The organism is Streptomyces sp. DSM 120436 (assembly GCF_055778765.1).
Genome location: NZ_JBSKBS010000001.1, coordinates 2,439,593 through 2,463,392, shown reverse-complemented (window position 1 = coordinate 2,463,392; position 23,800 = coordinate 2,439,593). Strand labels below are relative to the sequence as shown.

27 protein-coding genes are annotated in these 23,800 nt (G+C 72.9%); 12 read left to right on the top strand and 15 right to left on the bottom strand.

Annotated features, from left to right (window positions below; translation table 11 throughout):
* Nucleotides 1-71: 71 nt before the first annotated feature.
* Both ACWH4W_RS11440 and ACWH4W_RS11435 read left to right on the top strand, forming a co-directional pair.
* Nucleotides 72-944: an alpha/beta fold hydrolase gene (locus tag ACWH4W_RS11440; RefSeq protein ID WP_473075648.1), complete on the top strand. Its 873-nt coding sequence runs from the start codon at nucleotides 72-74 to the stop codon at nucleotides 942-944.
* The gene (locus ACWH4W_RS11435) at nucleotides 941-1,414 is read left to right on the top strand and encodes a hypothetical protein (RefSeq protein WP_473075647.1); all 474 of its coding nucleotides are present in this window, start codon (nucleotides 941-943) and stop codon (nucleotides 1,412-1,414) included. The genes ACWH4W_RS11440 and ACWH4W_RS11435 overlap by 4 nt, the downstream gene beginning before the upstream one ends.
* On the opposite strand, the gene ACWH4W_RS11430 is transcribed toward ACWH4W_RS11435, so the two are convergent.
* Nucleotides 1,411-2,304, bottom strand: coding sequence for an NYN domain-containing protein (locus ACWH4W_RS11430; RefSeq protein ID WP_473075646.1), 894 nt, complete (start codon nucleotides 2,302-2,304; stop codon nucleotides 1,411-1,413). The two genes, ACWH4W_RS11435 and ACWH4W_RS11430, sit on opposite strands and share 4 nt — an antisense overlap.
* 228 nt (nucleotides 2,305-2,532) lie before the next feature.
* Here ACWH4W_RS11430 and ACWH4W_RS11425 point away from each other — a divergent pair, with 228 nt between their 5' ends.
* The gene (locus tag ACWH4W_RS11425; RefSeq protein ID WP_006134551.1) at nucleotides 2,533-2,685 is read left to right on the top strand and encodes a hypothetical protein; all 153 of its coding nucleotides are present in this window, start codon (nucleotides 2,533-2,535) and stop codon (nucleotides 2,683-2,685) included.
* Between the two features lie 128 nt (nucleotides 2,686-2,813).
* Here the strand turns inward: ACWH4W_RS11425 and ACWH4W_RS11420 are convergent, their stop codons facing one another.
* The 4 genes from ACWH4W_RS11420 to ACWH4W_RS11405 all read right to left on the bottom strand — a co-directional run bounded on the left by ACWH4W_RS11420 (nucleotide 2,814) and on the right by ACWH4W_RS11405 (nucleotide 6,019).
* Entirely contained in the window at nucleotides 2,814-3,419 is a 606-nt protein-coding gene (locus ACWH4W_RS11420) for a MarC family protein (protein WP_473075645.1), read from the bottom strand.
* A 100-nt stretch (nucleotides 3,420-3,519) separates the two neighbouring features.
* The gene (locus ACWH4W_RS11415) at nucleotides 3,520-4,380 is read right to left on the bottom strand and encodes a PHP domain-containing protein (RefSeq protein WP_473075644.1); all 861 of its coding nucleotides are present in this window, start codon (nucleotides 4,378-4,380) and stop codon (nucleotides 3,520-3,522) included.
* Between the two features lie 117 nt (nucleotides 4,381-4,497).
* On the bottom strand, nucleotides 4,498-5,139 hold the full coding sequence (locus ACWH4W_RS11410; RefSeq protein WP_473075643.1) for a DUF6758 family protein: 642 nt from the start codon (nucleotides 5,137-5,139) through the stop codon (nucleotides 4,498-4,500).
* A 295-nt stretch (nucleotides 5,140-5,434) separates the two neighbouring features.
* Nucleotides 5,435-6,019 carry a suppressor of fused domain protein gene (locus ACWH4W_RS11405; protein ID WP_473075642.1) on the bottom strand — a complete coding sequence of 195 codons (585 nt, stop codon included), beginning with the start codon at nucleotides 6,017-6,019 and terminating at the stop codon, nucleotides 5,435-5,437.
* A gap of 531 nt (nucleotides 6,020-6,550) precedes the next feature.
* Between ACWH4W_RS11405 and ACWH4W_RS11400 the strand changes: the two genes are divergently transcribed.
* From ACWH4W_RS11400 to ACWH4W_RS11390, 3 genes are all read left to right on the top strand, one after another.
* Nucleotides 6,551-7,669: a magnesium and cobalt transport protein CorA gene (locus tag ACWH4W_RS11400; RefSeq protein ID WP_473075641.1), complete on the top strand. Its 1,119-nt coding sequence runs from the start codon at nucleotides 6,551-6,553 to the stop codon at nucleotides 7,667-7,669.
* A gap of 32 nt (nucleotides 7,670-7,701) precedes the next feature.
* Nucleotides 7,702-8,214, top strand: coding sequence for a hypothetical protein (locus ACWH4W_RS11395; RefSeq protein WP_473075640.1), 513 nt, complete (start codon nucleotides 7,702-7,704; stop codon nucleotides 8,212-8,214).
* Between the two features lie 620 nt (nucleotides 8,215-8,834).
* On the top strand, nucleotides 8,835-9,185 hold the full coding sequence (locus ACWH4W_RS11390) for a hypothetical protein (RefSeq protein WP_473075639.1): 351 nt from the start codon (nucleotides 8,835-8,837) through the stop codon (nucleotides 9,183-9,185).
* Between the two features lie 45 nt (nucleotides 9,186-9,230).
* Here the strand turns inward: ACWH4W_RS11390 and ACWH4W_RS11385 are convergent, their stop codons facing one another.
* Nucleotides 9,231-10,025 carry a hypothetical protein gene (locus tag ACWH4W_RS11385; protein ID WP_473075638.1) on the bottom strand — a complete coding sequence of 265 codons (795 nt, stop codon included), beginning with the start codon at nucleotides 10,023-10,025 and terminating at the stop codon, nucleotides 9,231-9,233.
* Between the two features lie 219 nt (nucleotides 10,026-10,244).
* Here ACWH4W_RS11385 and ACWH4W_RS11380 point away from each other — a divergent pair, with 219 nt between their 5' ends.
* The 3 genes from ACWH4W_RS11380 to ACWH4W_RS11370 are packed head-to-tail and all read left to right on the top strand — an operon-like array spanning nucleotide 10,245 to nucleotide 13,303.
* A complete protein-coding gene (locus ACWH4W_RS11380) occupies nucleotides 10,245-11,528 on the top strand; it encodes a magnesium transporter MgtE N-terminal domain-containing protein (protein WP_473075637.1) in 1,284 nt (427 codons plus the stop codon).
* A complete protein-coding gene (locus ACWH4W_RS11375; protein ID WP_473075636.1) occupies nucleotides 11,518-12,126 on the top strand; it encodes a DUF1003 domain-containing protein in 609 nt (202 codons plus the stop codon). Before ACWH4W_RS11380 ends, ACWH4W_RS11375 begins: the two co-directional genes overlap by 11 nt.
* A gap of 43 nt (nucleotides 12,127-12,169) precedes the next feature.
* Nucleotides 12,170-13,303: an Mrp/NBP35 family ATP-binding protein gene (locus ACWH4W_RS11370; RefSeq protein WP_473075635.1), complete on the top strand. Its 1,134-nt coding sequence runs from the start codon at nucleotides 12,170-12,172 to the stop codon at nucleotides 13,301-13,303.
* A gap of 78 nt (nucleotides 13,304-13,381) precedes the next feature.
* Here ACWH4W_RS11370 and ACWH4W_RS11365 read toward each other — a convergent pair whose 3' ends face one another.
* The 5 genes from ACWH4W_RS11365 to sigE form a co-directional block, all read right to left on the bottom strand.
* The gene (locus ACWH4W_RS11365) at nucleotides 13,382-14,056 is read right to left on the bottom strand and encodes a hypothetical protein (RefSeq protein ID WP_473075634.1); all 675 of its coding nucleotides are present in this window, start codon (nucleotides 14,054-14,056) and stop codon (nucleotides 13,382-13,384) included.
* A 224-nt stretch (nucleotides 14,057-14,280) separates the two neighbouring features.
* A complete protein-coding gene (locus ACWH4W_RS11360; protein ID WP_473075633.1) occupies nucleotides 14,281-14,715 on the bottom strand; it encodes a sec-independent translocase in 435 nt (144 codons plus the stop codon).
* Nucleotides 14,716-14,862: 147 nt separating this feature from the next.
* Nucleotides 14,863-16,818 (bottom strand): S1C family serine protease, encoded by a 1,956-nt coding sequence (locus ACWH4W_RS11355; RefSeq protein ID WP_473075632.1) that lies wholly within the window; start codon nucleotides 16,816-16,818, stop codon nucleotides 14,863-14,865.
* Nucleotides 16,819-16,969: 151 nt separating this feature from the next.
* Entirely contained in the window at nucleotides 16,970-17,845 is an 876-nt protein-coding gene (locus ACWH4W_RS11350) for an anti-sigma factor family protein (protein ID WP_473075631.1), read from the bottom strand.
* Nucleotides 17,842-18,501: an RNA polymerase sigma factor SigE gene (gene sigE / locus ACWH4W_RS11345; RefSeq protein ID WP_473077475.1), complete on the bottom strand. Its 660-nt coding sequence runs from the start codon at nucleotides 18,499-18,501 to the stop codon at nucleotides 17,842-17,844. Before sigE ends, ACWH4W_RS11350 begins: the two co-directional genes overlap by 4 nt.
* 276 nt (nucleotides 18,502-18,777) lie before the next feature.
* On the opposite strand from sigE, the gene ACWH4W_RS11340 reads away from it, so the two are divergent.
* Nucleotides 18,778-19,476, top strand: coding sequence for an O-methyltransferase (locus ACWH4W_RS11340; protein WP_473077474.1), 699 nt, complete (start codon nucleotides 18,778-18,780; stop codon nucleotides 19,474-19,476).
* 114 nt (nucleotides 19,477-19,590) lie between these two features.
* Here ACWH4W_RS11340 and ACWH4W_RS11335 read toward each other — a convergent pair whose 3' ends face one another.
* Nucleotides 19,591-19,758: a DUF3117 domain-containing protein gene (locus ACWH4W_RS11335; RefSeq protein WP_003966491.1), complete on the bottom strand. Its 168-nt coding sequence runs from the start codon at nucleotides 19,756-19,758 to the stop codon at nucleotides 19,591-19,593.
* 380 nt (nucleotides 19,759-20,138) lie between these two features.
* Here ACWH4W_RS11335 and chcB point away from each other — a divergent pair, with 380 nt between their 5' ends.
* A complete protein-coding gene (gene chcB, locus ACWH4W_RS11330) occupies nucleotides 20,139-20,942 on the top strand; it encodes a 2-cyclohexenylcarbonyl CoA isomerase (RefSeq protein ID WP_473075630.1) in 804 nt (267 codons plus the stop codon).
* A gap of 66 nt (nucleotides 20,943-21,008) precedes the next feature.
* Here the strand turns inward: chcB and ACWH4W_RS11325 are convergent, their stop codons facing one another.
* A complete protein-coding gene (locus ACWH4W_RS11325; protein WP_473075629.1) occupies nucleotides 21,009-21,593 on the bottom strand; it encodes a DNA-3-methyladenine glycosylase I in 585 nt (194 codons plus the stop codon).
* Nucleotides 21,590-21,952 (bottom strand): DivIVA domain-containing protein, encoded by a 363-nt coding sequence (locus ACWH4W_RS11320; protein ID WP_473075628.1) that lies wholly within the window; start codon nucleotides 21,950-21,952, stop codon nucleotides 21,590-21,592. Before ACWH4W_RS11320 ends, ACWH4W_RS11325 begins: the two co-directional genes overlap by 4 nt.
* 132 nt (nucleotides 21,953-22,084) lie before the next feature.
* On the opposite strand from ACWH4W_RS11320, the gene folP reads away from it, so the two are divergent.
* A complete protein-coding gene (folP, locus tag ACWH4W_RS11315; RefSeq protein WP_473075627.1) occupies nucleotides 22,085-22,945 on the top strand; it encodes a dihydropteroate synthase in 861 nt (286 codons plus the stop codon).
* Between the two features lie 67 nt (nucleotides 22,946-23,012).
* Here the strand turns inward: folP and ACWH4W_RS11310 are convergent, their stop codons facing one another.
* Entirely contained in the window at nucleotides 23,013-23,771 is a 759-nt protein-coding gene (locus tag ACWH4W_RS11310) for an LOG family protein (RefSeq protein ID WP_473075626.1), read from the bottom strand.
* Between the last annotated feature and the right edge of the window lie 29 nt (nucleotides 23,772-23,800).

Genomic DNA, 23,800 nt, shown 5'->3' with positions numbered 1-23,800 from the left:
GACGCCGACGGCCCGGCCCCGCTCGTGGGACCGGGCCGTCGGCGTGTGCGCGTCCCGCTACCCTCACCCGGGTGATCACCACCTCCTCCCCCGCTCACCTCCCCGCCCTCCGCCCTCGCCGGTTCCCCACCGTGCGGGGCGAGTTCGCCGTCCTGGACGTGCCGCCGGCCGCCGGGACCCCGGTGCGGGGGACCGTGCTGCTCCTGCCCGGATACACCGGCAGCAAGGAGGACTTCACGCTGGTCCTCGCACCGCTCGCGGCGCGCGGCTACCGTGCCGTCGCCGTGGACGGGCGCGGCCAGCACGGGTCGGACGGGCCCGCCGACGACGAAACGGCGTACGCGCAGGACGAGTTGGCGAAGGACGTGCTGGCGCAGGCGCGCGCGTGCGGCGCGCCCGTGCATCTCGTCGGCCATTCGATGGGCGGCCAGATCGCCCGCGCGGCGGTCCTGCTGGACCACTCCCCCTTCCGCTCGCTGACGCTCGTCTCCTCGGGCGCCGCCCGCGTCTCCGCCTCCCAGGAGCAGCGGGTGAGGCTGCTGCGGGACGCCCTCGCGGTGATGTCGATGGAGGAGTGCTGGGAGGCCATCCTGGCGATGGGCCCGCCGGAGGAAGTGGGCGGTCCCGCACGCGGGATCGGCGGCCCGGAGCAGCTCAGGAAACGCTGGCTGAGCACCAGGCCCGCACAACTGCTCGCCACCGGACGGCAGTTGTGCGCGGAGCCGGACCGGGTCGCGGAACTGGCCGCCGTTCCCCTGCCGTTCCACGTCCTCTCCGGCTCGCACGACGACACCTGGCCGGTCCCGGACCTCGACGCCATGGCCCGTCGCCTGTCGGCCCGCCGTACGATCGTCGACGGCGCCGGTCACACGCCCACCGTCGACCGCCCCGCCCCCACCGCCCAGGCCCTCGCCGGCTTCTTCGACACCTTGGTGGCCTCATGAACCACGCCCGCAGCGCCGGCGTCCTGCTCCTGCTCTCGGCGGCCGTCGGCTGCACGGCGGAGGCGGCCGCCCCCGGCCGCCCCGCCCCCTCCCCGCCGGCCACCACCAGCAGCAGCCCCGCCGCCCGGCCGAGCGCCCCGGTGACCCCGCCGGCGCTCGACGGCAGCACGGCCGGCGCGCACGGCCCCGCCCACGGCAACGCGGCCTTCTCCTACGCGGCCGGCGCCCGGGACGAGGCCCTGACCGTCGCCGTCAGCTGCCGGGGCGCCGGGACCGTGCGGGTGCGGATACCCGTGCTGCGCGCGGACTTCCCGGCCGTGTGCGGCGCCGGGAAGCCCTCCGTCACGTCCCACGCGCTCGCCCTCCCGGCCGCCCGCCGGGCCGGGACCGTGCGCGTGACCGCCCCGTCCGGCGTGACCTGGGCGGTCGCCGTCGGCCGGGGCGGCCTCGCGGAGACCCCGTCGGCCTAGTACTGCGCCTGGAGGTGGTCCCAGAAGCCGTCGCGGAGGGCGCGGCGGAGGTCGGCCTGGCCGCGGAGGGAGTACTGGAGGAGGCCCTCGGCCTCGACCAGGAGGTCCTGGTCGACGGAGCCGGGCAGGTACGGATGGCCGGGGAGCAGTTCCATCATGGGTTCGCGGCCGCGCGAGACCAGCCACTTCGCGGCGATCTGCGCGCCGACGAAGCGGACGTCCTCGCGGGTGGGCCGGCCGCCCGCCGACTCGTACGCGGGCGCCGTGCGCCGGGAGACGTAGGGCTTGAAGAAGTCCAGGTCGAGGGTGCGCTGGCTGTCGACCTCCCAGAGCAGCGGCTCGGCCTGGTTGCGGCCCTCGGGCGCCTCGATGCCCCACAGGTGGACCCGGGCGCCGTACCCCTGGGCCGCCTCGACGGCGGAGACCAGGTCCTCGTCGCCGCCGAGCAGGGCCGCGTCGCTGATGGCACGGTGCCGGGCCAGTGACTCCAGGTCGGAGCGGATCAGGGAGTCGACGCCCTTCTGCTGGTTGTTGGCGTTGAGGTTGCCGAGGCGGACCTTGACGTCGGGCAGTTCGGCGATGGACTGCTGCTCGGCGGTGTGGATGCGGCGCCGGGCCCCGTCGTACCAGTAGACGCGCAGCAGCCTGCTGTCGGCGAAGACCGTGCGGGCGCGGTCGATGAGCGCGTCGATCAGCCCCTCGGCGTCGAGGTCGAAGGCGCGACGGTCCTCCGTCCCCGCGACGAGCCGCCCGGCGGCCGCGTAGAGGTAGCCGGCGTCCACGAAGATCGCGTGGGTCGAGGGCGTCTTGGCCACCTCGGCGAGCATGCGCTGGAGCAGCTCGTTCGTGCGGTCGATACGGGCGTGCAGGGCCGCGAGGTCGTCGTTCATCACCTGTCATTGTTCCGCTGGTCACGCTGCGAACACAACCGGTCCCGGTCGGTCCTCCTCGAAAACCTTACTCGCCAGTATTTAGCCGATTGAAAGTTTTCCTTAGTGTAGGGAATGTTTGCACCACACAGCCCGTTGGACCCTGTGCGGCACACGGGCCCGTCCGGTCCGTGGGCCTTCACCCAGTAGTTCTCCTTCAGGAGGATGACCAGACGAAGGGAGAAGCCCTTGCGCTTCGAAATCATGCGACTCGACGACGTCGACGGCACGCCCGTGGACTCGACCGTCGTGGACGCCGCCTCCGTCAACCGCATCGTTCAGCAGGCTGCCGCCGTGGGGCAGCGCCTGTGGATCCGCCCGGCCGACACACCGGCCTCGTAACTCCCGCACCGCGGGCGGGCGGCCGTACGAGCCGCTTCCCGGTGCACTGCGCGCATGCTTGAGGAGCCCCCGTACCCGCTCGGTACGGGGGCTCCGGTGTGCCTCGCGGCACCGGGGCCGGGCGCGGGTCAGGCGCCCTGGATCACCTGCGTGACGCCGTTGATGATCTGCTGCACGGCGATGGCGGAGAGCATCATGCCCGCCAGTCGCGTCACCAGCACCACGCCGCCGTCCTTGATGACCCGGATGATCAGCAGCGAGTAGCGCATCACCAGCCACAGGACGACGTGGATGGCGAGGATCGCCGACCAGACCGACACCTGCCCCGTGGCGCCGTCGGCCTTCTCCACGGCGAGGATGACCGACACGATCGCGCCCGGCCCGGCCAGCAGCGGCATGCCCAGCGGAACCAGCGCGACGTTGACGTCCTTGGTCTGCTTGGGCTCGTCGGTCTTGCCGGTGAGCAGGTCCAGCGCGATCAGCAGGAGCAGCAGACCGCCGGCGATCATCAGCGCCGGGACGGAGACGTGCAGGTAGTCCAGGATCTGGTGGCCGAGCAGACCGAAGACGGTGATCACACCGCCCGCCACACAGACGGCCTGGAAGGCCATGCGCCGCTGCGCCTTGGCCGGGCGGCCCGCGGTCAGCGCGAGGAAGATCGGGGTGATCCCCGGGGGATCCATGATGACAAAAAGGGTCAGGAAGAGAGAGCCGAAGACGGCGACGTCGAACATGACTGCCTTGCGCGAGAACGAAGAAAGAAAAGGAGGGATGAAGAGAAGAGGGAGGGAGAGCGGGGGTGCGGGGCTCAGGGCCCGCCGGTCCCCGCGGGGCTCAGGCCGCCCCGCCGGCCCCCGGCACCGGGAACGCCCCGGTCGCCCGCCGCGTGATCTCGCCGTAGATCTCGGGGTCCGTGGTGAACTCGCCGAGGGCGCAGGTCTTCCGGCTGCCGTGGTAGTCGCTCGATCCGGTCACCAGCAGCCCCAGCTCGCCCGCCAGGCCGCGCAGCCGCGCGCGCGTGCCGGGGTCGTGGTCCATGTGGTCGACCTCGATGCCGTCGAGACCGGCCCCGGCCAGCTCCGCGATCGCGGACTCCGGCACGGTCCGGCCCCGCTTGACCGCGGCCGGGTGCGCGAAGACGGCGACGCCGCCCGCGTTCTTCACCAGCCGTACGGCCTCGAAGGGGTCGGTCTCGTGCTTGGGCATGTACGCCCGGCCGCCGTCGGCCAGCCACTCCGGGGTGAACGCGTCGTTCACGCTCGCCACCACGCCGAGTTCGACGAGCGCGCTGGCCACGTGCGGGCGGCCCACCGAGCCGTCGCCGGCGATCCGGGCGACCTGCTCCCAGGTGACCGGCACGCCCAGCTCGTTCAGCTTGGCGATCATGCCCTTGGCGCGCGGTACCCGGTCGTCGCGGACCAGCTCGCGCTCGGCGAGCAGGGCGGGCTCCTCGGGGTCGAACAGGTAGGCCAGCAGATGCATGCTGACACCGTCGAGGCGGCAGGAGAGTTCGGCGCCGGTGACCAGGGTGAGGCCCTGCGGCAGCGCCGCGAGCGCCTCGGCGTGGCCGCGCGTGGTGTCGTGGTCGGTGAGGGCGACGACGTCGAGCCCGGCCGCGGCGGCCTTGCGGACCAGCTCGGCCGGGGTGTCCGTGCCGTCGGACGCGGTGGAGTGGGTGTGCAGGTCGATGCGCACGACGCGTTACTCCAAGCGTGACGGACGGATGGGGACGCTCCAGGATAACCGGATTTTCAGCCGCCCCTGTCACACCCGAACCCGGCAAGCGCCCCCTACATCGTCGGCCGCGCCCGGCTACGCCTCCAGCAGCCGCGGCGACAGGGCGCCGCAGGGCACCAGCTCCACCTCGGCGCCGGCGTCCCGCAGGTCGGCGAGGACCAGTTCGTCGTACATCAGCAGCCCCGACTGCTCGGGCCACACCACGGCCCACAGCCACAGGCCGAGCGCCTCGCCCGCGAACACGGCGCGGTCGTCGGGCGTGCGGGAGACGTGCCAGAGCGGGGTGGGGCGTCCCGCGGCCAGCACCTTGACCGGAGGCGGCTTCTCGACGTCCATGGAGGGCCCGGGATCCGGGCCGTCGATGCCCGCGTACCGCGCGCCGAGCCCGACGCCGAGCTCCTCGGCGACCAGGATGAGCTCACCCATCCCGCCGAGCGGCCCGGGGCCGGTGCACGCGACGGCCGTCGCCCGGCCCCCGCCGCGGTCGTCGCCCGCGGACGCCACGCCGGTGAAGAGCCAGCCCACCGGCAGCGGCCACGGCATCCACACCGGCACCTTGGTGCGGCGCACGACGACCTCGAGGGCCTCGACGCTCGGCGGTATCACGGGCTGCAGCGGGTGCACGGCGCCGTGCGCGTCACACTGCCAGGCATCCGAGAAGAGGCCGGGAGCCCTGACCCGGCCACCGCACTTCGGGCAACTGGGTTCGCCCCTCATAGAGCCCCACGGTCCTAGGTCCGCGGCGCCACGTCAAGGACGATCACCCGACCGGGCGGAACGGCGGCGCACGGACCGAGGCAGATGCCCTAGGCATCAAGCATGTGCGGCCCGTCTGTCGCGTGCGCTTTCCGTCCCTCTCCGGCCCGCCGTCCGGCGCCTCCCCACGCCCCGCGGCTGAAGCATCGGGCCGACGTGCTCACCGCCGAGGCGGGAGAGACTCCGGCCCCGGCACGCCACCGAGGTCGGCGTCTTCGCCAACTGAGCCTCCCGGCGGCGGCGTTGGTGAGCTTGCTCACTCCAGCGGCACGGACTTCCGGGACGGGTCCCTGAGGTCCGTGCCGTGGTTCAGCCACCGCTCCCGGAGCGCCTGGGCGCCGTGCACGCGCTTCCAGGCGGCCTCGTTCGGCGTCATCGGCAGCAGCGGCAGGAAGCGCACGGGCTCCAGGGGCGCGTCGAGTTCGAGGTCCTCCACCAGGCCGCCCGGCTCGGCGACCAGCACCGAGGTGAACGGGGCGCCGGGCCACAGCGGCTCCCCCACGTCGAGCGAGGCGCCGGGGGCCACGACGAGCCCCTCGACCTGCGGGGACGCGGCGAGCACGGCGAGCGGGCGGAGCACCTTGTCGGTGTCGGCGACGCCGCCGCGCACGGACAGCACCAGCTCGGCCCGGGGTCCCGCGACCGGGTCCGCGACCATGGCCGTGGGGTCCGTCATGGGCTGCGCGGACATGCCGAGGGACGCGTAGCGCACGATGTCCCCCTCGTGGAACCGCAGCACCTCGATGCGGTCCGTGCCCAGGAAGGTGACCGCCGCGCGCGCGTCCGGTTCGCCCAGCGCGGTGCGCAGCCGGGCCTCGACCAGAGGAAGAACATCAGCCATGCGGCGAGCATAGAACTCGTCAGTACCGGGCAAAGCAAGGCCTTGACACAGCGGTCGGCTGATACGCTTGGCCGGTGGTTCGGGCAGCACGGCATGGCGGCGCCACCCAGGCCTTCAGGGGGCTCCGGGGAAGTCCGCTCGATGCCCGAACGCCCGTATGACACTCCCCGTTGACAGGGGAATCCTTTAGGGGATCACGATCGTCCCTCACGAGGGACCGGCCGGAGGAGGTGGGGCTGGCATGGACCGAAGTCGACCGTGCAGTATCACCCGCTCTTCCGCCCGCTGAGGTAGCTGTTCTCCTTTCGGCTCCCGCCTTTCGCTTCGCGCGTCTTCATCGGAAGAGCACTCGTTTCGTTCTGACCGATCTGCCCCAGTAGCTGTGTCAGCGACGAAGCCCGCCACCGCGACGGTGCGGTGCTGCCCGCTTTGTGGACGTGCCAAACATCCGCAGTCCAGGACGTCTTCATTCCGGGTTGTTCCACCCGTCGCCCCGGCGCCTTTCGTTGCCCGTTCGCGAAGGAGCCCGCCATGTCGATGATCCGCGACCTGCGCGCCGTGGTCCGTCCCTCCCGTGTCTCGCTGCGCAAGAACAGCGGCCCGTACGAGACCACGCGGGAGCCCGCGACGGCCACCGCCGTCGTCGACTGCGCCGTCTACCGGGACGGCCGCCGCCTGGACACCGAGGGCGGCCCGCTCGGCCCCCAGGACGCGATGCGCCGGGTGCGCCGCGACGGGGGCTTCGTCTGGATCGGCCTGCACGAGCCCACGGAGGCCGAATTCGCGGGAATCGCCGCCGAGTTCGGACTGCACCCGCTGGCCGTGGAGGACGCCGTCCAGGCCCACCAGCGACCCAAGCTGGAGCGCTACGACGACTCCCTGTTCACGGTCTTCAAGACCGTCCACTACCTCGACCACGACCGCACCTCCTCCAGCAGCGAGATCGTGGAGACCGGCGAGGTCATGTGCTTCACCGGCCGGGACTTCCTCATCACCGTCCGGCACGGCGGCCAGGGCTCCCTGCGCGCCCTGCGCCACCGCCTCGAGGACGATCCGGAGCTGCTGGCCAAGGGCCCCTCGGCGGTGCTGCACGCCATCGCCGACCACGTGGTGGACGGCTACATCGCGGTCGCCGACGCCCTGCAGGACGACATCGACGAGGTCGAGACCAAGGTCTTCTCCCCCGGCCGCAAGGGCACCCCGCGCGGCACGGACGCCGGCGAGATCTACCAGCTCAAGCGCGAGGTGCTGGAGTTCAAGCGGGCCGTGGCCCCGCTGCTGCGGCCGATGCAGCTGCTCAGCGAGCGGCCGATGCGTCTGATCGACCCGGAGATCCAGAAGTACTTCCGGGACGTCGCCGACCACGTGGCCCGGGTGCAGGAGCAGGTCATCGGCTTCGACGAGCTGCTGAACTCCATCCTCCAGGCCAACCTCGCGCAGGCGTCCGTGGCGCAGAACGAGGACATGCGCAAGATCACCTCGTGGGCCGCGATCATCGCCGTGCCGACGATGGTGTGCGGGGTGTACGGCATGAACTTCGACTACATGCCGGAGACCCACTGGAAGTACGGCTACCCGGTGGTCCTCGGCGTCACGGTCGCCCTCTGTCTCGGCATCCACCGCATGCTGAAGCGCAACGGATGGCTCTGAACCGGGTCCCCGCGCCTGGATAGGCTGGGCGCATGACAGGCGAGCTGCTCGACCGGGCCCTCATCGAGGAGGCCACGAAGAAGTCCGGCCTCATCTGGGTCGGGGGACCCGGCGTCCCGGCCCGTCCGCTGTGGCACGTGTGGCACGAGGGCGCCGCCTGCGTGGTCGGCGACGGCCCCGGTGAACAGCCCCTGACGGGACTCGCCGAGGGGGTCCGGGCCGAGGTGACCGTGCGCAGCAAGGACAAGGGCGGCCGGCTGGTCACCTGGACCGCCGCGGTCCGTGAACTGGCCTCGGGCTCCGAGGAGTGGACGGCGGCCGTCGACAGCCTCAAGGGCAAGCGGCTCAACGCCCCCGACGGCGAGGCGATGCCGCGGCGCTGGGCCCGCGAGTGCCGGGTGCTGCGCCTGGAGCCGACGGGCGCGACGGCCGCGCTGCCCGACGGCGACCTCGCCGCGGTCCCGCCGCCCACCCCCGCGACGACCCGGACGCCGGTGCCGGCCGGGCCGCCGCGCCGGCCGGGCAGGCGCAAGCGGCGCGGCTGACGCGGCAGCGGCCCGCGTCGCTCAGAGGATTTCCCTGAACACGTTCAGCGCTCCAGTGGCGGCGCACGCCTCCAGGTGGTGACGGTCACTGCCCTGCCGGGAAGGACGTGACCGAAGTGGGCCGTCCGGCCGTTGGGCCGGGGCCGGCGTTCGCCAGGACGAAGATCCGTTCCGGTCGGGCGGTTCGCCGTCGCGACGGGGGACCCGCCGCTCGCCCAGGGCTCGGGAACCGGGTGAGCCCGCTGAGCGGTGGCGCTGTCACCGGTCCGGCCTCACGTGCTCATCCGGTCGTCCAGCCCTTGCCGATGCTCGCGGGGCTGCCGTACGACCACCCGCATCCGGATGGCCGTCCCCGCCCGGCCCCGCCCCGCTGAAAAGGACTCCTTGACTGCCGTGCGCACTCCACGTCACGGCCGTCGGACGGCGGCCGGCCCCGATGCTTGCCGGATTCCGGCAGGATCTCGCCGTCGAGGCTGCCGCGGCCCAACGGGGTGCGCGCCGAGCGGCTCGATCATCATGGTGGCGCGGGCCCGGGCCCCTGATGAAGGCCGGGGCACCCGCACCGCCTCGAGCCGGTCGGCCGAAAGGCCGGAGAAGCCAGAGAAGCCAGAGGAGACGCGGTGGTCGAGTCCGTGGTCGATGTGGTCGTCGACGTGGTCACGTTGCTGATGGGACCGCTGATCTCGTGGGTCGGCTGGAACACGTGGCGCAGGCCGGACGAGATTCCCTACATCGCGTCGGGCGGACCACGGTGGACACAGCGCTGCTGGTCCGTCGGTTTCGTCCTGCTCGGGGGCACGGTCACAGCCCTCGGCTGGTCCGGCCTCACCGGTCGCGAGGAGGCCTGGCCCGTCGGCCTGGTCCGCCTGATCGCCGCGGGGCTCATCGTCCCGCCGATGATGGTCGCGACCGTGTCCCGGTTCCGGAAGCGTCGCAGACCAGCGGGAGGGCCGGGGCTCGGGTCAAGGTGACCGACGTCCCTGCCTCGTGCCGGGTCGGCCGGTGAGCGCGCCCGCTCAGCAGCCGCGCTTCATCCTTGGCCGACAGGGCGGGGGAACGCGGTCTAAGAGGTCGGGAGACTGCTTGCCGTAGTCGAGGGTGTCGTCCTTGGCCGGCTTCTCCAGCGGGAAGTCGGCGCCCCAGGCGGAGAAGGTGAGGGTGCCCGCCTCCCCGGCGCGCACCAGCCGCAGCGGATACGGCGTGCCCTCGAGGGAGACGTCCAGGGTGCCGCCGGCCCCGTCGTCGCCGGTGACCCGGACGGTGCGCACGCCTCCCTGCTCGTGGTGGCCGTCCGTGCTGAGCTCCCCGTGCAGCGTCAGCAGACCGCTGAGCAGCACGTTCTTGTCGGTGAAGCCGATGAACTTGGTGTACGAGGGGTCGTCCTTGGGCACCTTGACGTACTTCGCGGCGAGCTTGTCCGCGGCCTTGGAGTCGTTCTCCCCGCCGCCGCTGCCCTTCCCCCAGAACGCGGCGTCGGCCTTCAGGAAGAGCTCCTGGCCGACCCGCAGCAGTCGGAAGGTCTGTCCCTGGGCGGTGACCGAGCCGATGCCGCCCCGCTCCTTCAGCCGCATGTCGAGCGTGTAGGCGCGGCCGCTGGTCTCCACCGTCCCGTGCAGCCGCACGGTGCCCACGGACGCGGCGGCCTTCTGGGCCTTGGACTGGATCTGGTCGGCGGGGAGCCTGCCGACGCCGTTCGTCCCCTCGTTCGGATCCTCGGAACATCCCGTGAGCGCCGTCCCCGCCACGAGCAGTGCGCACACGGCGCCGGCCAGCGTGGCCCTGCGGGTACGGCCCTGGGAGATCGGAATCACAGGTGGGCTGCCTCTCTGACGGGGGACCTGAACGGCGTACCGCAGAGTACCGGGGTCGGCGGCGCCGGTCGGAGTCAGTCCGTCCGGACCGGCCGCGGGCGCACCGCCGATCGGGACGGGCTAGCCTGAAGCCCACCCGAGCGGGCAATCCGGATAACAGACGCACCAGACAGCACACGGCGGGGAAGCACCCCGCACGCACGCAAAGGAGCCGCCGGAATGGCATCGGGCGCACCCCGATTCTTCGTCTCGCACATCTCCGGTGTCGCCGTCTTCGACCCGGCGGGCGACCAGGTGGGGCGGGTGCGCGATCTCGTCGTCATCCTCCGCCCCGGCCGGCGCCCGCCCCGGCTGCTCGGCCTGGTGGTCGAACTCTCCACCCGGCGCCGCATCTTCCTGCCCATGACCCGGGTGACCGCCGTGCAGGCCGGCCAGATCATCACCACCGGGGTGCTCAACGTCCGCCGCTTCGAGCAGCGGCCCACCGAGCGGCTGGTCTTCGGCGAACTGCTCGACCGGCGGGTGACGCTGGTGGACGGCGGCGAGGAGGTCACCGTCCTGGACCTGTCGGTGCATCAGCTCCCGGCGCGCCGCGAGTGGGAGATCGACCGGGTCTTCGTGCGCAAGGGCAGGAAGGGCGGGGCGTTCCGGCGGGGCAAGGGCGAGACGCTGACCGTGGAGTGGTCCGCCGTCACCGGCTTCTCCCTGGAGGAGGACGGGCAGGGCGCCGAGAACCTGCTGGCCACCTTCGAGCAGCTGCGCCCCGCCGACCTCGCCAACGTGCTGCACCACCTCTCCCCCAAGCGGCGGGCGGAGGTGGCCGCCGCCCTCGACGACGACCGGCTCGCGGACGTCCTGGAGGAGCTGCCCGAGGACGACCAGATCGAGATCCTGGGCGTGCTGGCGGAGGAGCGGGCCGCCGACGTGCTGGAGGCGATGGACCCCGACGACGCGGCCGACCTGCTGGGCGAGCTGCCGGAGGCGGACAAGGAGCGGCTGCTGAGCCTGATGCGGCCCGCGGACGCGGCCGACATGCGCCGCCTGATGTCGTACGAGGAGCACACCGCGGGCGGGCTGATGACCACGGAGCCGATCATCCTGCGGCCGGACGCGACCGTCGCGGACGCCCTCGCCCGGATCCGCGAGCCGGACCTGTCGCCCGCGCACGCGGCGCAGGTGTACGTCTGCCGGCCGCCGGAGGAGACCCCGACGGGCAAGTACCTGGGCACCGTGCACTTCCAGCGGCTGCTGCGCGATCCTCCCTACACCCTGGTCGGCTCCATGCTGGACGACGACCTGCAGCCGCTGGAGCCGGAGGCCTCGCTGCCCGTGGTCGCCGGGTTCTTCGCCACGTACGACATGGTGGCGGCGCCGGTGGTGGACGAGGCGGGGTCGCTGCTGGGCGCGGTGACGGTGGACGACGTGCTGGACCACATGCTGCCGGGCGACTGGCGGGAGACCGAGTTCCATCTGGAGGAAGGGGAGGTGCCCGATGGCGGGTGAGCGCGACGGCGTGCGCGAGCGGCTGCCGGCGGGGGCCACGGCCGCCGGACGGCCGCGGACGCCCCGGCTGGACCAGCCGCGCCCTCCCCGGCGCCGCATCCTGCCCGAGTGGGACCCGGACGCCTTCGGGCGGCTCTCGGAGCGCATCGCCCGCTTCCTGGGCACCGGGCGGTTCATCGTCTGGATGACGGTCGTCATCATCCTGTGGGTGCTGTGGAACGTCTCCGTGCCGAAGGAGCTGCGGTTCGACGAGTACCCGTTCATCTTCCTGACCCTGGCGCTGTCCCTCCAGGCCTCCTACGCGGCCCCGCTGATCCTGCTCGCGCAGAACCGGCAGGACGACCGCGACCGGGTCAACCTGGAGCAGGACCGCAAGCAGAACGAGCGGTCGATCGCCGACACCGAGTACCTGACCCGTGAGGTCGCCGCGCTGCGCATCGGGCTCGGCGAGGTGGCCACCCGGGACTGGATCCGCTCGGAGCTGCAGGACCTGGTCAAGGAGCTGGAGATCCGGCAGAACGGCCACAAGGAGCAGCACGGCCCGCACCCGGCGATGCGGGCGGAACGGCCGCCGGGACGTGACGCAGACGACCGTTGACTTCCTTACCGGCGGGTGTGCCCGGAGCCGTACCATCGTCCTTATGGCTACGGAAGACGCGGTGCGCGAAGCACTGGCGACGGTGAACGACCCCGAGATCAACCGGCCCATCACCGAGCTCGGGATGGTCAAATCGGTGGAGATCGGTGCGGACGGTGCGGTCGCGGTCACCGTGTACCTGACGGTCTCCGGCTGCCCCATGCGCGACACCATCACGCAGCGCGTGACGGACGCGGTCTCCCGCGTCGAGGGCGTGACCGGGGTCGACGTGACGCTGGACGTCATGAGCGACGAGCAGCGCAAGGAGCTGGCGAACGCCCTGCGCGGCGGCCAGACCGAGCGCGAGGTGCCCTTCGCCAAGCCGGGCAGCCTCACCCGGGTCTACGCGGTGGCGTCCGGCAAGGGCGGCGTCGGCAAGTCCTCGGTGACGGTGAACCTGGCGGCGGCGATGGCGGCCGACGGCCTGAAGGTCGGTGTCGTGGACGCCGACATCTACGGCCACTCGGTGCCGCGCATGCTGGGAGCCGACGGGCGTCCCACCCAGGTCGAGAACATGATCATGCCGCCGTCGGCGCACGGCGTGAAGGTCATCTCCATCGGCATGTTCACCCCGGGCAACGCGCCCGTGGTGTGGCGCGGCCCGATGCTGCACCGCGCGCTCCAGCAGTTCCTGGCGGACGTGTACTGGGGCGACCTGGACGTACTGCTGCTCGACCTGCCGCCCGGCACCGGCGACATCGCGATCTCGGTCGCGCAGCTCGTGCCGAACGCGGAGATCCTGGTCGTCACGACCCCGCAGCAGGCCGCGGCCGAGGTGGCCGAGCGCGCGGGTTCCATCGCCGTGCAGACGCACCAGAAGATCGTCGGCGTGGTCGAGAACATGTCGGGGCTGCCCTGCCCGCACTGCGGCGAGATGGTCGACGTGTTCGGCACCGGCGGCGGCCAGACCGTCGCCGACGGCCTGACCCGCACCACCGGCGCGAACGTCCCGGTGCTGGGCGCCATCCCGATCGACGTGCGGCTGCGTGAGGGCGGCGACGAGGGCAAGCCGGTGGTGCTGTCCGACCCGGACTCCCCGGCGGGCTCGGCGCTGCGCTCCATCGCGGGCAAGCTGGGCGGCCGGCAGCGCGGCCTGTCGGGCATGTCCCTGGGGATCACCCCGCGCAACAAGTTCTGAGCCCCGTGCACACGCCGGAGGGCGCCGTCCACGGCGGACGGCGCCCTCCGGCGTTCTCGAGCGGCTGTACGGGCCCGCTCAGCCCTCGTACGCGGCGATGTCCTCCACCACGGCGAAGCCGAGCCCGTACGCGCTCATCCCCCGGCCGTACGCGCCGACGTGGACGCCGGACCGGGTGGAACCGGCGAGCACCCAGCCGTACTCGGACTCCCGGTAGTGGAACGGCGTCGGCACGCCGTCCACCGGCAGGGACAGCGTCGACCAGTCCTCGCCCTCCAGGTCGTCGGCGAGCACCCAGGCGGTCTCCGTCTGCTGCTCCAGCCAGTCGTCGCGCAGGGAGTGGTCCATCTGGCCGGGCCAGGTGAAGGACAGCAGCCCCACGCCGGCGAGCCAGGCGGCGGAGGAGACCGAGGTGGCCTCCAGCAGGCCCGTGCCGTCGGCGCTGCGGCGGACCGGGTTGGCGGCCACGGTCACCACGACCGCGAACTTCTCCTTGGCGTCCTGGTCGCCCCCGGCCGCGAACTCGCTGCGGACGGACGGCTCGTCGCCGTGTCCGACCGATCCGTGCTCCACGGCCCCGTCGGCCGACAGGCCGACCTGCATCAGCCAGCGCGCCCCCGTGAAGGCCTCGTCGAGGCCGTACCACGGGAAGGGCGCACGCAGGTAGCCGTCGACCGTACGCCGGGCGGAGGGGACTGGTTGTCCGTCCTCCGCGGCCGGCGCCTGCGCGACTGCCGAACTCGTCGTCTCCATGTGCCCGGACGCCTCCTCGCTCTCGTCGGACCGGGCGGCCCGCCCCCCTTTCGGGCGTACTCGTCCGTTCCGCACAACAACTCGGCAGCATAACCACCCTGCCGTCACGGGCAGGGAAACCGCCCGGCGCGTAGGGCGTTCGGACGCCCCGATCGGGCCGTCCGCAGCTCAGGTGGAGTATGAAACGCGTCACGTACGCGCGGGCGCACGCCCACGGGGACCGATCAGGTGGCGTCCATGTCGAAGGGCGGGCGGTCGTCGGCCGCCGGCTTCTCGGGCTTCTTCGTCATGTCCACCCGTCCGCCGGAGGGGGCGGGCGAGGGGGACGGGTCGGCGTCGCGCCCGTGGACGGCGTCCGTGACCTCGGCCATCTCCTTCTTCAGGTCGAAGCCGTTGCGGATCTCCTTCAGCCCCAGGTCGTCGTTGTCCAGCTGCTTGCGGATGTACGTCTTGGGGTTGAGGTCCTCGAACTCGAAGTCCTTGAACTCCGGGCCCAGTTCCTGCCGGATGTCCTGCTTGGCGCTCTCCGAGAAGTCCCGGATCTTGCGGATCGTGCGGCTCACGTCCTGGATGACCTTGGGGAGCTTCTCCGGACCGAAGATGAGCACGGCGAGGACGATGAGCGTCACCAGCTCGAGCGGTCCTATGTCATTGAACACCTGAAGCTCCTCGCGATGCCTTCGGTCATCGGCCCCCGGTGCCGGTCGATCGCCTTCCGTGGTCCGGGCCGGGTCCACGGTACCCGGACCTCCCGTACGACCGGTACCGTTCCGGCGTCCCGCGATGTCCTCCGGCCGCCGTCCGCGTCAGCCGCCGTCCGACGAGCCGAGCACCAGGGACACCGTGCGTTCCTCGCCGTTCCGCTCCAGGGTCAGCTCCAGCCGGTCGCCGGGGCGGTGGGCGCGGGTCTTGACGATCAGTTCCTCGCCGGAGCGCACGGGGCGGCCGTCGACCTCGGTGATGACGTCGCCGGGCCGGATGCCCGCCTCGGCGCCGGGACCGCCGGTGCTGACCGGGGGTCCGCCGTCGCCGCCCTCGGTCGCGACCCGGGCGCCGTCGCCGCTGTAGTCCATGTCGAGGGTGATGCCGATCACCGGGTGGGTGGCCTTGCCGGTCTCGATCAGCTCCTCGGCGACCCGCTTGCCCTGGTTGATCGGGATGGCGAAGCCCAGCCCTATGGAGCCGGACCCGCCCTCCGGATCCAGGCCGCCGTCGGCCGAGCGGATGGCCGAGTTGATGCCGATCACCCGGCCCTTGCCGTCGAGCAGCGGGCCGCCGGAGTTGCCGGGGTTGATCGGCGCGTCGGTCTGCAGGGCGTCGACGTACGACACGTCGCTGCCGTCGCCCTTCTCACCGCCGGCGGTGATGGGCCGCTCGCGGGCGCTGATGATGCCGGAGGTGACGGTGCCGGCCAGGTCGAAGGGGGCGCCGATGGCGACGACGGGGTCGCCGACCCGCACGTTGTCCGAGTTGCCGAGCGGCAGCGGGGCGAGCCCGCGGACGCCCTTGACGCGTACGACGGCGAGGTCGTAGCCGCTGTCCCGGCCGACGACGGTCGCCTCGGCGGTGTCGCCGCTGTGGAAGGTGACGGTGATGTCGCCGTCGGCTCCGGCGGGCTCGACGACGTGGTCGTTGGTGAGGATGTGGCCCCGGTCGTCCAGCACGAAGCCGGTGCCGGTGCCGGCCCTGCCGCCGCCGCTGACGTGCAGGGTGACGACGCTGGGCAGCGCCTGCGCGGCGATCCCGGCGACGCTGTCGGGGTCCCGGTCGGGCGCCTCCACACCGGCCTGCGGCAGCTCCACGGCACCGATGCCGCCGTTCCGCTCCAACTGGACGCCGACGACGCCTCCGGCGATGCCGGACACGAGCGCGATGAGCACGGCGGCGCCGATCAGTGCGCGCTTACGGCGACCCCGACGCCGGTTCGCGTCCCCGTCGGCGGGGCCGGCCTGCTGCAGCGGGGCGCTCGCCGCGACCGCCCAGGGGTCGTACCGCGCCCAGGGGTCGGCCGCGGGGGCGTCCTGGGCAGCGGGGGCCGCCTCCGGCACCGTGGGAGGCGCGCCCACGGGCACGCCGTGCGCAGGGGTGGCCGCCGGGTGCTGCACCGGCGGCGCGGGCGCCCAGGGGCCGGGCTCCCCGTAGGGCGGGGTGCTGTAGGGGTCGGGGTCGTGGAGAGGCCTCGGCTGCTCGTCGGCGGGCGGGGCGACGCCGGGGGCGGGCACGGTGCCGATGGAGCCGGGCGCGGGGGTCTCGGCAACCGACGCGGGCACGGTGCCGATGGGGCCGGGCGCGGAGGTCTCCACATCAGGCGCGGGCACGGTGCCGATGGGGCCGGGCGCGGAGGTCTCCACATCAGGCGCGGGCACGGTGCCGATGGGGCCGGGCGCGGAGGTCTCCACATCAGGCGCGGGCACGGTGCCGATGGGGCCGGGCGCGGAGGTCTCCACATCAGGCGCGGGCACGGTGCCGATGGGGCCGGGCGCGGAGGTCTCCACATCAGGCGCGGGCACGGTGGTACCGGTGACACAGGAGGAGGGGACCTCCGCACCTGGCGCCGGCACGGATCCCGACCCGGTGTTCGCGATGCCGTCAGGCGCCCCGTCCTCCGGTGCCGGGGCGGGCGCCGTGTCGAGGGGCCGGTCCAGTTCGTAGTCGCCGTCCGGGCCCGTGCGGGGGGACCGCACGGGCTTCGGGCGGGCGAGTTCGAAGTCGCCGTCGGGCTCTTCGGACTCCCCCGGTGTGCCCGGCTTCCCCTCGTTCATGCTCTCCCCACGGCTGGACCGGCACGGATCGTCGGCACCGTGCTCCGGTACCGTCCGTGCGGTGGAGCCCGGCTCGGCGCCCGGCCGCGGAGGGCCTGGGCGCGCCACCCGGAATCTAATCAGGTTCGCGCGCCCCCGCGCAGGGGCCCGGTCAGCGGGCCGCCTGCGAGCTGTGCGTGGGCGAGGGGGCCGGTGACGGCGCGGCGGTGACCAGGCCGGGCGTCTTCAGCCCGGCCGCCGCAGCCCACGCGCCCAGTCCGAGCGGCGGGGTCGTGTTCAGCGGCCGTATGTGCGGGGGCGCCGGGATGCCGGGCAGCAGCGGGGCCGCGACGCCGGTGGGGACGACGGGAGCCGCTCCCAGCCCGCTCTGGCCGCCCGCCACCTGACCGAGCAGCGGACCGACGCCCCGGCGCCGGGAGTCCGGCGTGGTGGCGGCGCCCGCGCCCTGCGTGCGCATCGGTGTCACGTTGCTCCCCTTGCCCTGGCCGCGCGTCTCCGCGTCGGCGGGGGCGACGGTGGAGACACCGCCGAGGGCGATCGCGGCCAGCGACACCGCGCCGGCGGCGACGAACGCGAGACGCAGACCGCGTGAGGACGGCCGGTCGGCGTGGTGCCGGCCGGTGAGGGCCACCGCGGCGGCCGCGGGCTGGTGGCGCCGCACGGGCGCGTAGGCGAATTCGAAGCGCTCGCCCCGCCGGGCCCCGAAGACGCCGGCGGAGGCGCCGCCCGGCAGCGCGGAACCGCCCGGCGGGGACCCGCCGTCGCCGAGCCCGCCCCCGGCGGGCAGCCCTTGCAGGCGCGCCAGGAGGCTCTCGGAGGGCGGCGGCGGGGCGGCCGCCGCGAAGACGTTCTTCAGACGGCGCTGCTCGTCCACCTCCGTCTTGCACTTGGCGCAGGTGGCGACGTGCGCCAGTACGCGCTCACGCGCGTCATGACCGAGCTCTCCGTCCACCAGGGCGGCGAGCCGGTCTCCCAGATGATGCTCCGCGAGGCGCCCCTCGGAAGACTTCGGCAGTGAACTGCTCACGCGCTCGCGCCCCCTCCCCCCAGTGCGGGGACACGCGACACGAAGGAGGGGCGGTCCGCGCGCGCCTTGGGCGAACGGTGCGCGAGGGCCTTGCGCAGCTGGGAGCGGCCTCGGTGGATGCGGGACCGGACGGTGCCGAGCTTCACGCCCAGGGTGGCCGCGATCTCCTCGTACGACAGCCCCTCGATGTCGCACAGCACGACGGCGGCGCGGAACTCCGGGGCGAGCGTGTCGAGGGCCTGCTGGACGTCGGCGTCGAAGTGCGCGTCGTTGAAGACCTGCTGCGGCGTGGGCTCCTTGCTGGCCAGCCGCTCGGCCGCGTCGTCGCCGAGCGCGTCGAAGCGGATGCGCTGCTTGCGGCGGACCATGTCCAGGAAGAGGTTGGTGGTGATGCGGTGCAGCCAGCCCTCGAAGGTGCCGGGCGTGTACGTCGACAGGGAGCGGAAGACACGGACGAAGACCTCCTGGGTGAGGTCCTCGGCGTCGTGCTGGTTGCCGGTGAGGCGGTAGGCGAGCCGGTAGACCCGGCCGCTGTGCATGCTGACGATCTCCTCCCAGGTGGGGGGAGTCCACGCGTGCCCGTCCGCGTCGCCGGAGAAGGTCGCGGTCTGGGCCGGGTCGCCGGCGCGGTCATGGTCAGCAGCGGTGTTGTTCACGGATTTCGGCCTGCCCGCCGACCCGAGGAAGCGCCGCAGCCCTCCTGCACGATCCACAGGCGCAGCCGCACCTCCCCTGTCGGCTCTGGTGGTGTCCAGTGGAGCCCCTACCATAGCCACCTCGCCCGTTAGCTCCGGATAAGCGGTTTTACGAGAATTTGATCTGCGCTGCCACGGCTCGTACGACTGCGTCTGCACTTGCTCGGCGTCCGCGTCCACTCCTCGCCCCCCTTCCCGGCACGCACCTCTCTCCTGCCCCTTTGAACGACTGGTCCCATCTGCGGGTTCCCGGCGCCAACGGATACAGTCACGCCCAGGCAACCATGGGGACAGGAGAGGGTCATTACCGCCAACCGGCAGACGAGCTGGGCGTTCGCCGACGCCTATGTCGCCGAGGACGAGGCGCTGCACCGGGCTCGCGACCGGGCTCGCGAGGCAGGCCTGCGTTCGGTGTCGCCCGGCACGGGCGCGGCCCTGCGGTTGCTCGCCGCCAGCGTGGACGCCAAGGCGGTCGCGGAGATCGGCACCGGTTGCGGCGTGTCGGGGATCCATCTGCTGCACGGCATGCGCCCGGACGGGGTGCTGACCACGGTCGACCAGGATCCGGAGCGCCAGCAGTCGGCCCGGCAGGCCTTCCGTGAGGCCGGTTTCGCCGGCAACCGGGCCCGTTTCATCCCCGGTCCGGCGCTGGACGTGCTGCCGCGCCTCGCGGACTCGGGCTACGACCTGGTCTTCTGCGACGGCGACCGGCAGGAGTACCAGGACTATCTCGCCGAATCGCTGCGCCTTCTGCGCCCTGGAGGCCTGGTCGCCTTCGAAGGCGTCTTCGCGAACGGGCGCACCGTGGACTCCGGCCCCCAGCCGACGGAGGTGCTGCGGCTGCGGGAGCTGGTGCGGACCGTTCGCGAGAGCCAGGAGCTGGTGTCCTCGCTCCTGCCCGTGGGGGACGGGCTGCTGTGTGCCGTGAAACGGTGACGAACCGTCGCACGGCGCGCCGCTGACACCCGCCGCCCCGACGCATGCGCGAAACAGCCGCCCCGGCACCGCGTGCGGCACCGGGGCGGCTGAAAGGGTATGGTCGCTTGCGCGTCAGCCGACGACCTTCTTGAGGGCGTCGCCGAGCGCGTCGGCCTCGTCCGGGGTCAGCTCGACGACGAGCCGACCGCCGCCTTCGAGCGGAACGCGCATGACGATGCCCCGCCCCTCCTTGGTCACCTCGAGCGGGCCATCACCCGTCCGCGGCTTCATGGCCGCCATGCTCGTTCCCCTTCCTGAAACCCAGCTAAACCGTCTGAGCCGACGGCCCACTGAAGGGCACCTGCGGTCCTTGAAGCAGGACACACGCCACCGGCATCGAACACATTGCTTCCAGGCCATTATCCCGCATGGCGGGACCCGATGACCAACATCAGTTGGCATCGCTTGGGCAACGCACGTGAGCAAAACCACTCAATTCGGCGATGTGGCTGCGATACTGCGCTCCCCCACCGACGTCCGGGCACCGGAAACCCGACATGGCCGTTTGACGCAGGTCACACCGAGGCCGTCCGCCGGGCCCCGTGAACTGGGTCATGCTGTCCTCCGGAAGAGGATGTACTCACCCGTACGCCCCGAGCCGCACACGGAGGGATACGACCATGGCCGACACCGTGCTCTACGAGGTGAGCGACGGACTCGCCACGATCACGCTGAACCGCCCCGAGGCGATGAACGCGCTGAACGTCGCGGCGAAGGTCGCTCTCCGGGACGCGGTCCGGTCCGCCGCGGACGACGACGCCGTACGGGCCGTGCTGCTGACCGCGGCCGGGGAGCGGGCGTTCTGCGTCGGGCAGGACCTCAAGGAGCACATCGGGCTGCTGGCCGCCGACCGGGAGAACGGTTCGGGGCGGACCATGAGCACGGTGCGCGAGCACTACAACCCGATCGTGAAGGCCATCGCCGGTGCGCCGAAGCCGGTGGTGGCGGCGGTGAACGGCGTGGCGGCGGGCGCCGGTTTCGGGTTCGCGCTGGCCGCGGACTACCGGATCGTCGCGGAGACGGCGGCGTTCAACACCTCGTTCGCCGGTGTCGCGCTGACCGCCGACTCCGGCGTCTCCTGGACGCTGCCGCGGGTGATCGGCCCGGGCCGCGCCACCGACCTGCTGCTCTTCCCGCGGAACATCTCCGCGCAGGAGGCGTACGAGCTGGGCATCGCCAACCGGCTGGTGCCGGCCGGCGAGCTGCGCGCGGAGGCCGAGAAGGCGGCCCGCGCGCTGGCCCAGGGTCCGACGGTGGCGTACGCGGCGCTCAAGGAGTCGGTGGCGTACGGGATGAGCCACTCGCTGGAGGAGACGCTGGAGAAGGAGGACGAGCTGCAGACCCGGGCGGGCACCTCCGAGGACCACGCGATCGCGGTGCGGGCGTTCGTGAACAAGGAGAAGCCGAGGTATCTGGGGCGGTGAGGCCGGGTCGCGGCGGGGTCGCCGGGTGCGGGTCCGTCGTGGCCGGGCGCGCAGTTCCCGGCGCCCCTATCCCCTTGCCGCGCATGTTTCCAGGTGGTCGTTGACCAGGCCGCAGGCTTGCATCAGGGCGTAGGCCGTGGTGGGGCCCACGAAGCGGAGGCCCTGTTTTTTGAGGGTCTTGGCGAGGGCCGTGGACTCCTTCGTCACCGCGGGGACGTCCGCGAGGGTGCGGGGGGCCGGGCCGGGCTCCTGAGGGGCGTGGGACCAGATCAGGGCGTCCAGTTCGCCCGGCTCCCAGCCGGCCAGCAGGCGCGCGTTGGCGAGGGTCGCGTCGATCTTCGCGCGGTTGCGGATGATGCCGGTGTCGGCGAGCAGGCGCTCGCGGTCGACGTCGGTGAACTCCGCGACCGCGGCGATCTCGAAGCCGGCGAAGGCGGCGCGGAAGCCGGGGCGGCGGCGCAGGATCGTGATCCACGACAGCCCGGACTGGAACGCCTCCAGGCTGAGGCGCTCGAAGAGGGCGTCGTCGCCGTGCACCGGGCGGCCCCACTCCTCGTCGTGGTAGGCGAGGTAGTCCGGGGCGGACAGCGCCCAGGGGCAGCGGGGCAGACCGTCGGGACCGGCCGGCTGCCCGCCCGCGGTGGCGCTCACCGCTGATCGTCCTCCGGGTGCGGGGCGGGCTTGTCCGCCGACAGGTGCGCCGCGGCGGCGCGGGCGCCGGCCAGCGCGGCCTCCAGGTCGGCGATCCGCGCGTCCCGCTCGGCGAGTTCGGCGGCGAGGCGGCCGAGGGCGTCGTCGACGTCCGCCATGCGGTAGCCGCGGGCGGCGAGGGGGAAGCGCAGGCGGTCGACGTCCGCGCGGCTGACCGGGCGGTCCGGCGGCAGGAAGTCCTGGAGCCGCTCCGGCTCCGCCTCGGGCAGCGGGGCGTTGTCGCCGCCGCCCACCACGGCGAGGGTCACCGCGGCCACCACGACGGCCAGCGCGACGACCAGGAACAGGAACATAACCATCGCCGGGGCCCCCACGGTCGGATGAGTCGGAGTCGGATGTGTGGCTCCGATCGTGCCATGCGAGTCTGACACCCGGGGCCGCCGGCCGGACGGAGGTGGCCCGGACGGCCGGACGAGGAGAGGTTCCAGGGGATGCTCAGGCTGGGCAGGCGGGAATTCGCACCGCACGAGCGGGTGATCATGGCGATCGTGAACCGGACCCCGGACTCCTTCTACGACCAGGGCGCCACCTTCCGCGACGAGCCGGCGCTCGCCCGCGTGGAACAGGCGGTGGCCGAGGGCGCCGCGATCGTCGACATAGGAGGGGTGAAGGCGGGGCCCGGCGAGGAGGTCTCGGCCGAGGAGGAGGCGCGCCGGACGGTCGGTTTCGTGGCCGAGGTGCGCCGCCGCTTCCCGGACGTGGTGATCAGCGTGGACACCTGGCGGCACGAGGTCGGCGAGGCCGCCTGCGAGGCGGGCGCGGACGTGCTGAACGACGCGTGGGGCGGGGTGGACCCGCGTCTGGCCGAGGTGGCCGCGCGGTACGGCGCGGGGCTGGTGTGCACCCACGCGGGCGGGGCGCAGCCGCGGACCCGGCCGCACCGGGCGACGTACGACGACGTGATGGCGGACATCCTCGACGTGACCGTGGGGCTGGCCGAGCGGGCGGTGTCGCTGGGGGTGCCGCGGGAGTCGGTGATGATCGACCCGGGGCACGACTTCGGGAAGAACACCCGGCACAGCCTGGAGGCGACCCGGCGGCTCGGGGAGATGGTGGCCACCGGGTGGCCGGTGCTGGTGTCGCTGTCCAACAAGGACTTCGTCGGCGAGACGCTGGACCGCCCGGTGAAGGAGCGGGTGGTGGGGACGCTCGCGACGACGGCGGTGTCGGCGTGGCTGGGCGCCCGGGTGTACCGGGTGCACGAGGTCGCCGAGACGCGTCAGGTGCTGGACATGGTGTCGTCGATCGCCGGGGACCGGGAGCCGGCGGTGGCGCGGCGCGGGCTGGCGTAGGACCGGACGGGACGCCGCGGGGCGGCGGGGCCGTCGGCCCCCGCCCGCCCCTGGGGGTCCTGGGCCGTCAGCGGCCCGCTTCCTTGGAGACCAGGGCCACCGCCTCGTCCACGTCGTCCGTGACGTGGAACAGCAGCAGGTCCTTCTCGGCCGCCTTGCCCTGGCCGATCACCGTCTTGCGGAGCCAGTCGACGAGGCCGCCCCAGTACTCCGTGCCGAACAGCACGATGGGGAACTGGGTCACCTTCTGGGTCTGCACCAGGGTGAGCGCCTCGAAGAGCTCGTCGAGCGTGCCGAGGCCGCCGGGCAGGACCACGAAGCCCTGCGCGTACTTGACGAACATCATCTTCCGGACGAAGAAGTACCGGAAGTTCAGGCCGATGTCGACGTACCGGTTGAGGCCCTGCTCGAAGGGCAGCTCGATGCCGAGGCCGACCGAGACGCCGTCGGCCTCCAGCGCGCCCTTGTTGGCCGCCTCCATGGCACCCGGGCCGCCGCCGGTGATGACGGCGAAGCCCGCCTCGACCAGGCCCCGGCCGAGCCGCACCCCGGCGTCGTACTCGGGTGAGTCCGCGGGGGTGCGGGCGGAGCCGAAGACGCTGATCGCGGGCGGGAGTTCGGCCAGGGTGCCGAAGCCCTCGATGAACTCCGACTGGATGCGCAGCACCCGCCAGGGGTCGGTGTGCACCCAGTCGCTCGGCGCGCGCTCGTCGAGCAGCCGCTGGTCGGTGGTGCTGGACTGCACCTGACCGCGCCGTCGGAGGACCGGCCCCAGACGCTTCTCCTCCGGCGGCTGCCGCTTCCCCTCAGGGTTGCCCGTGGCCATGTGCGCTCCCTCCGATTGCCAGGTCGTAC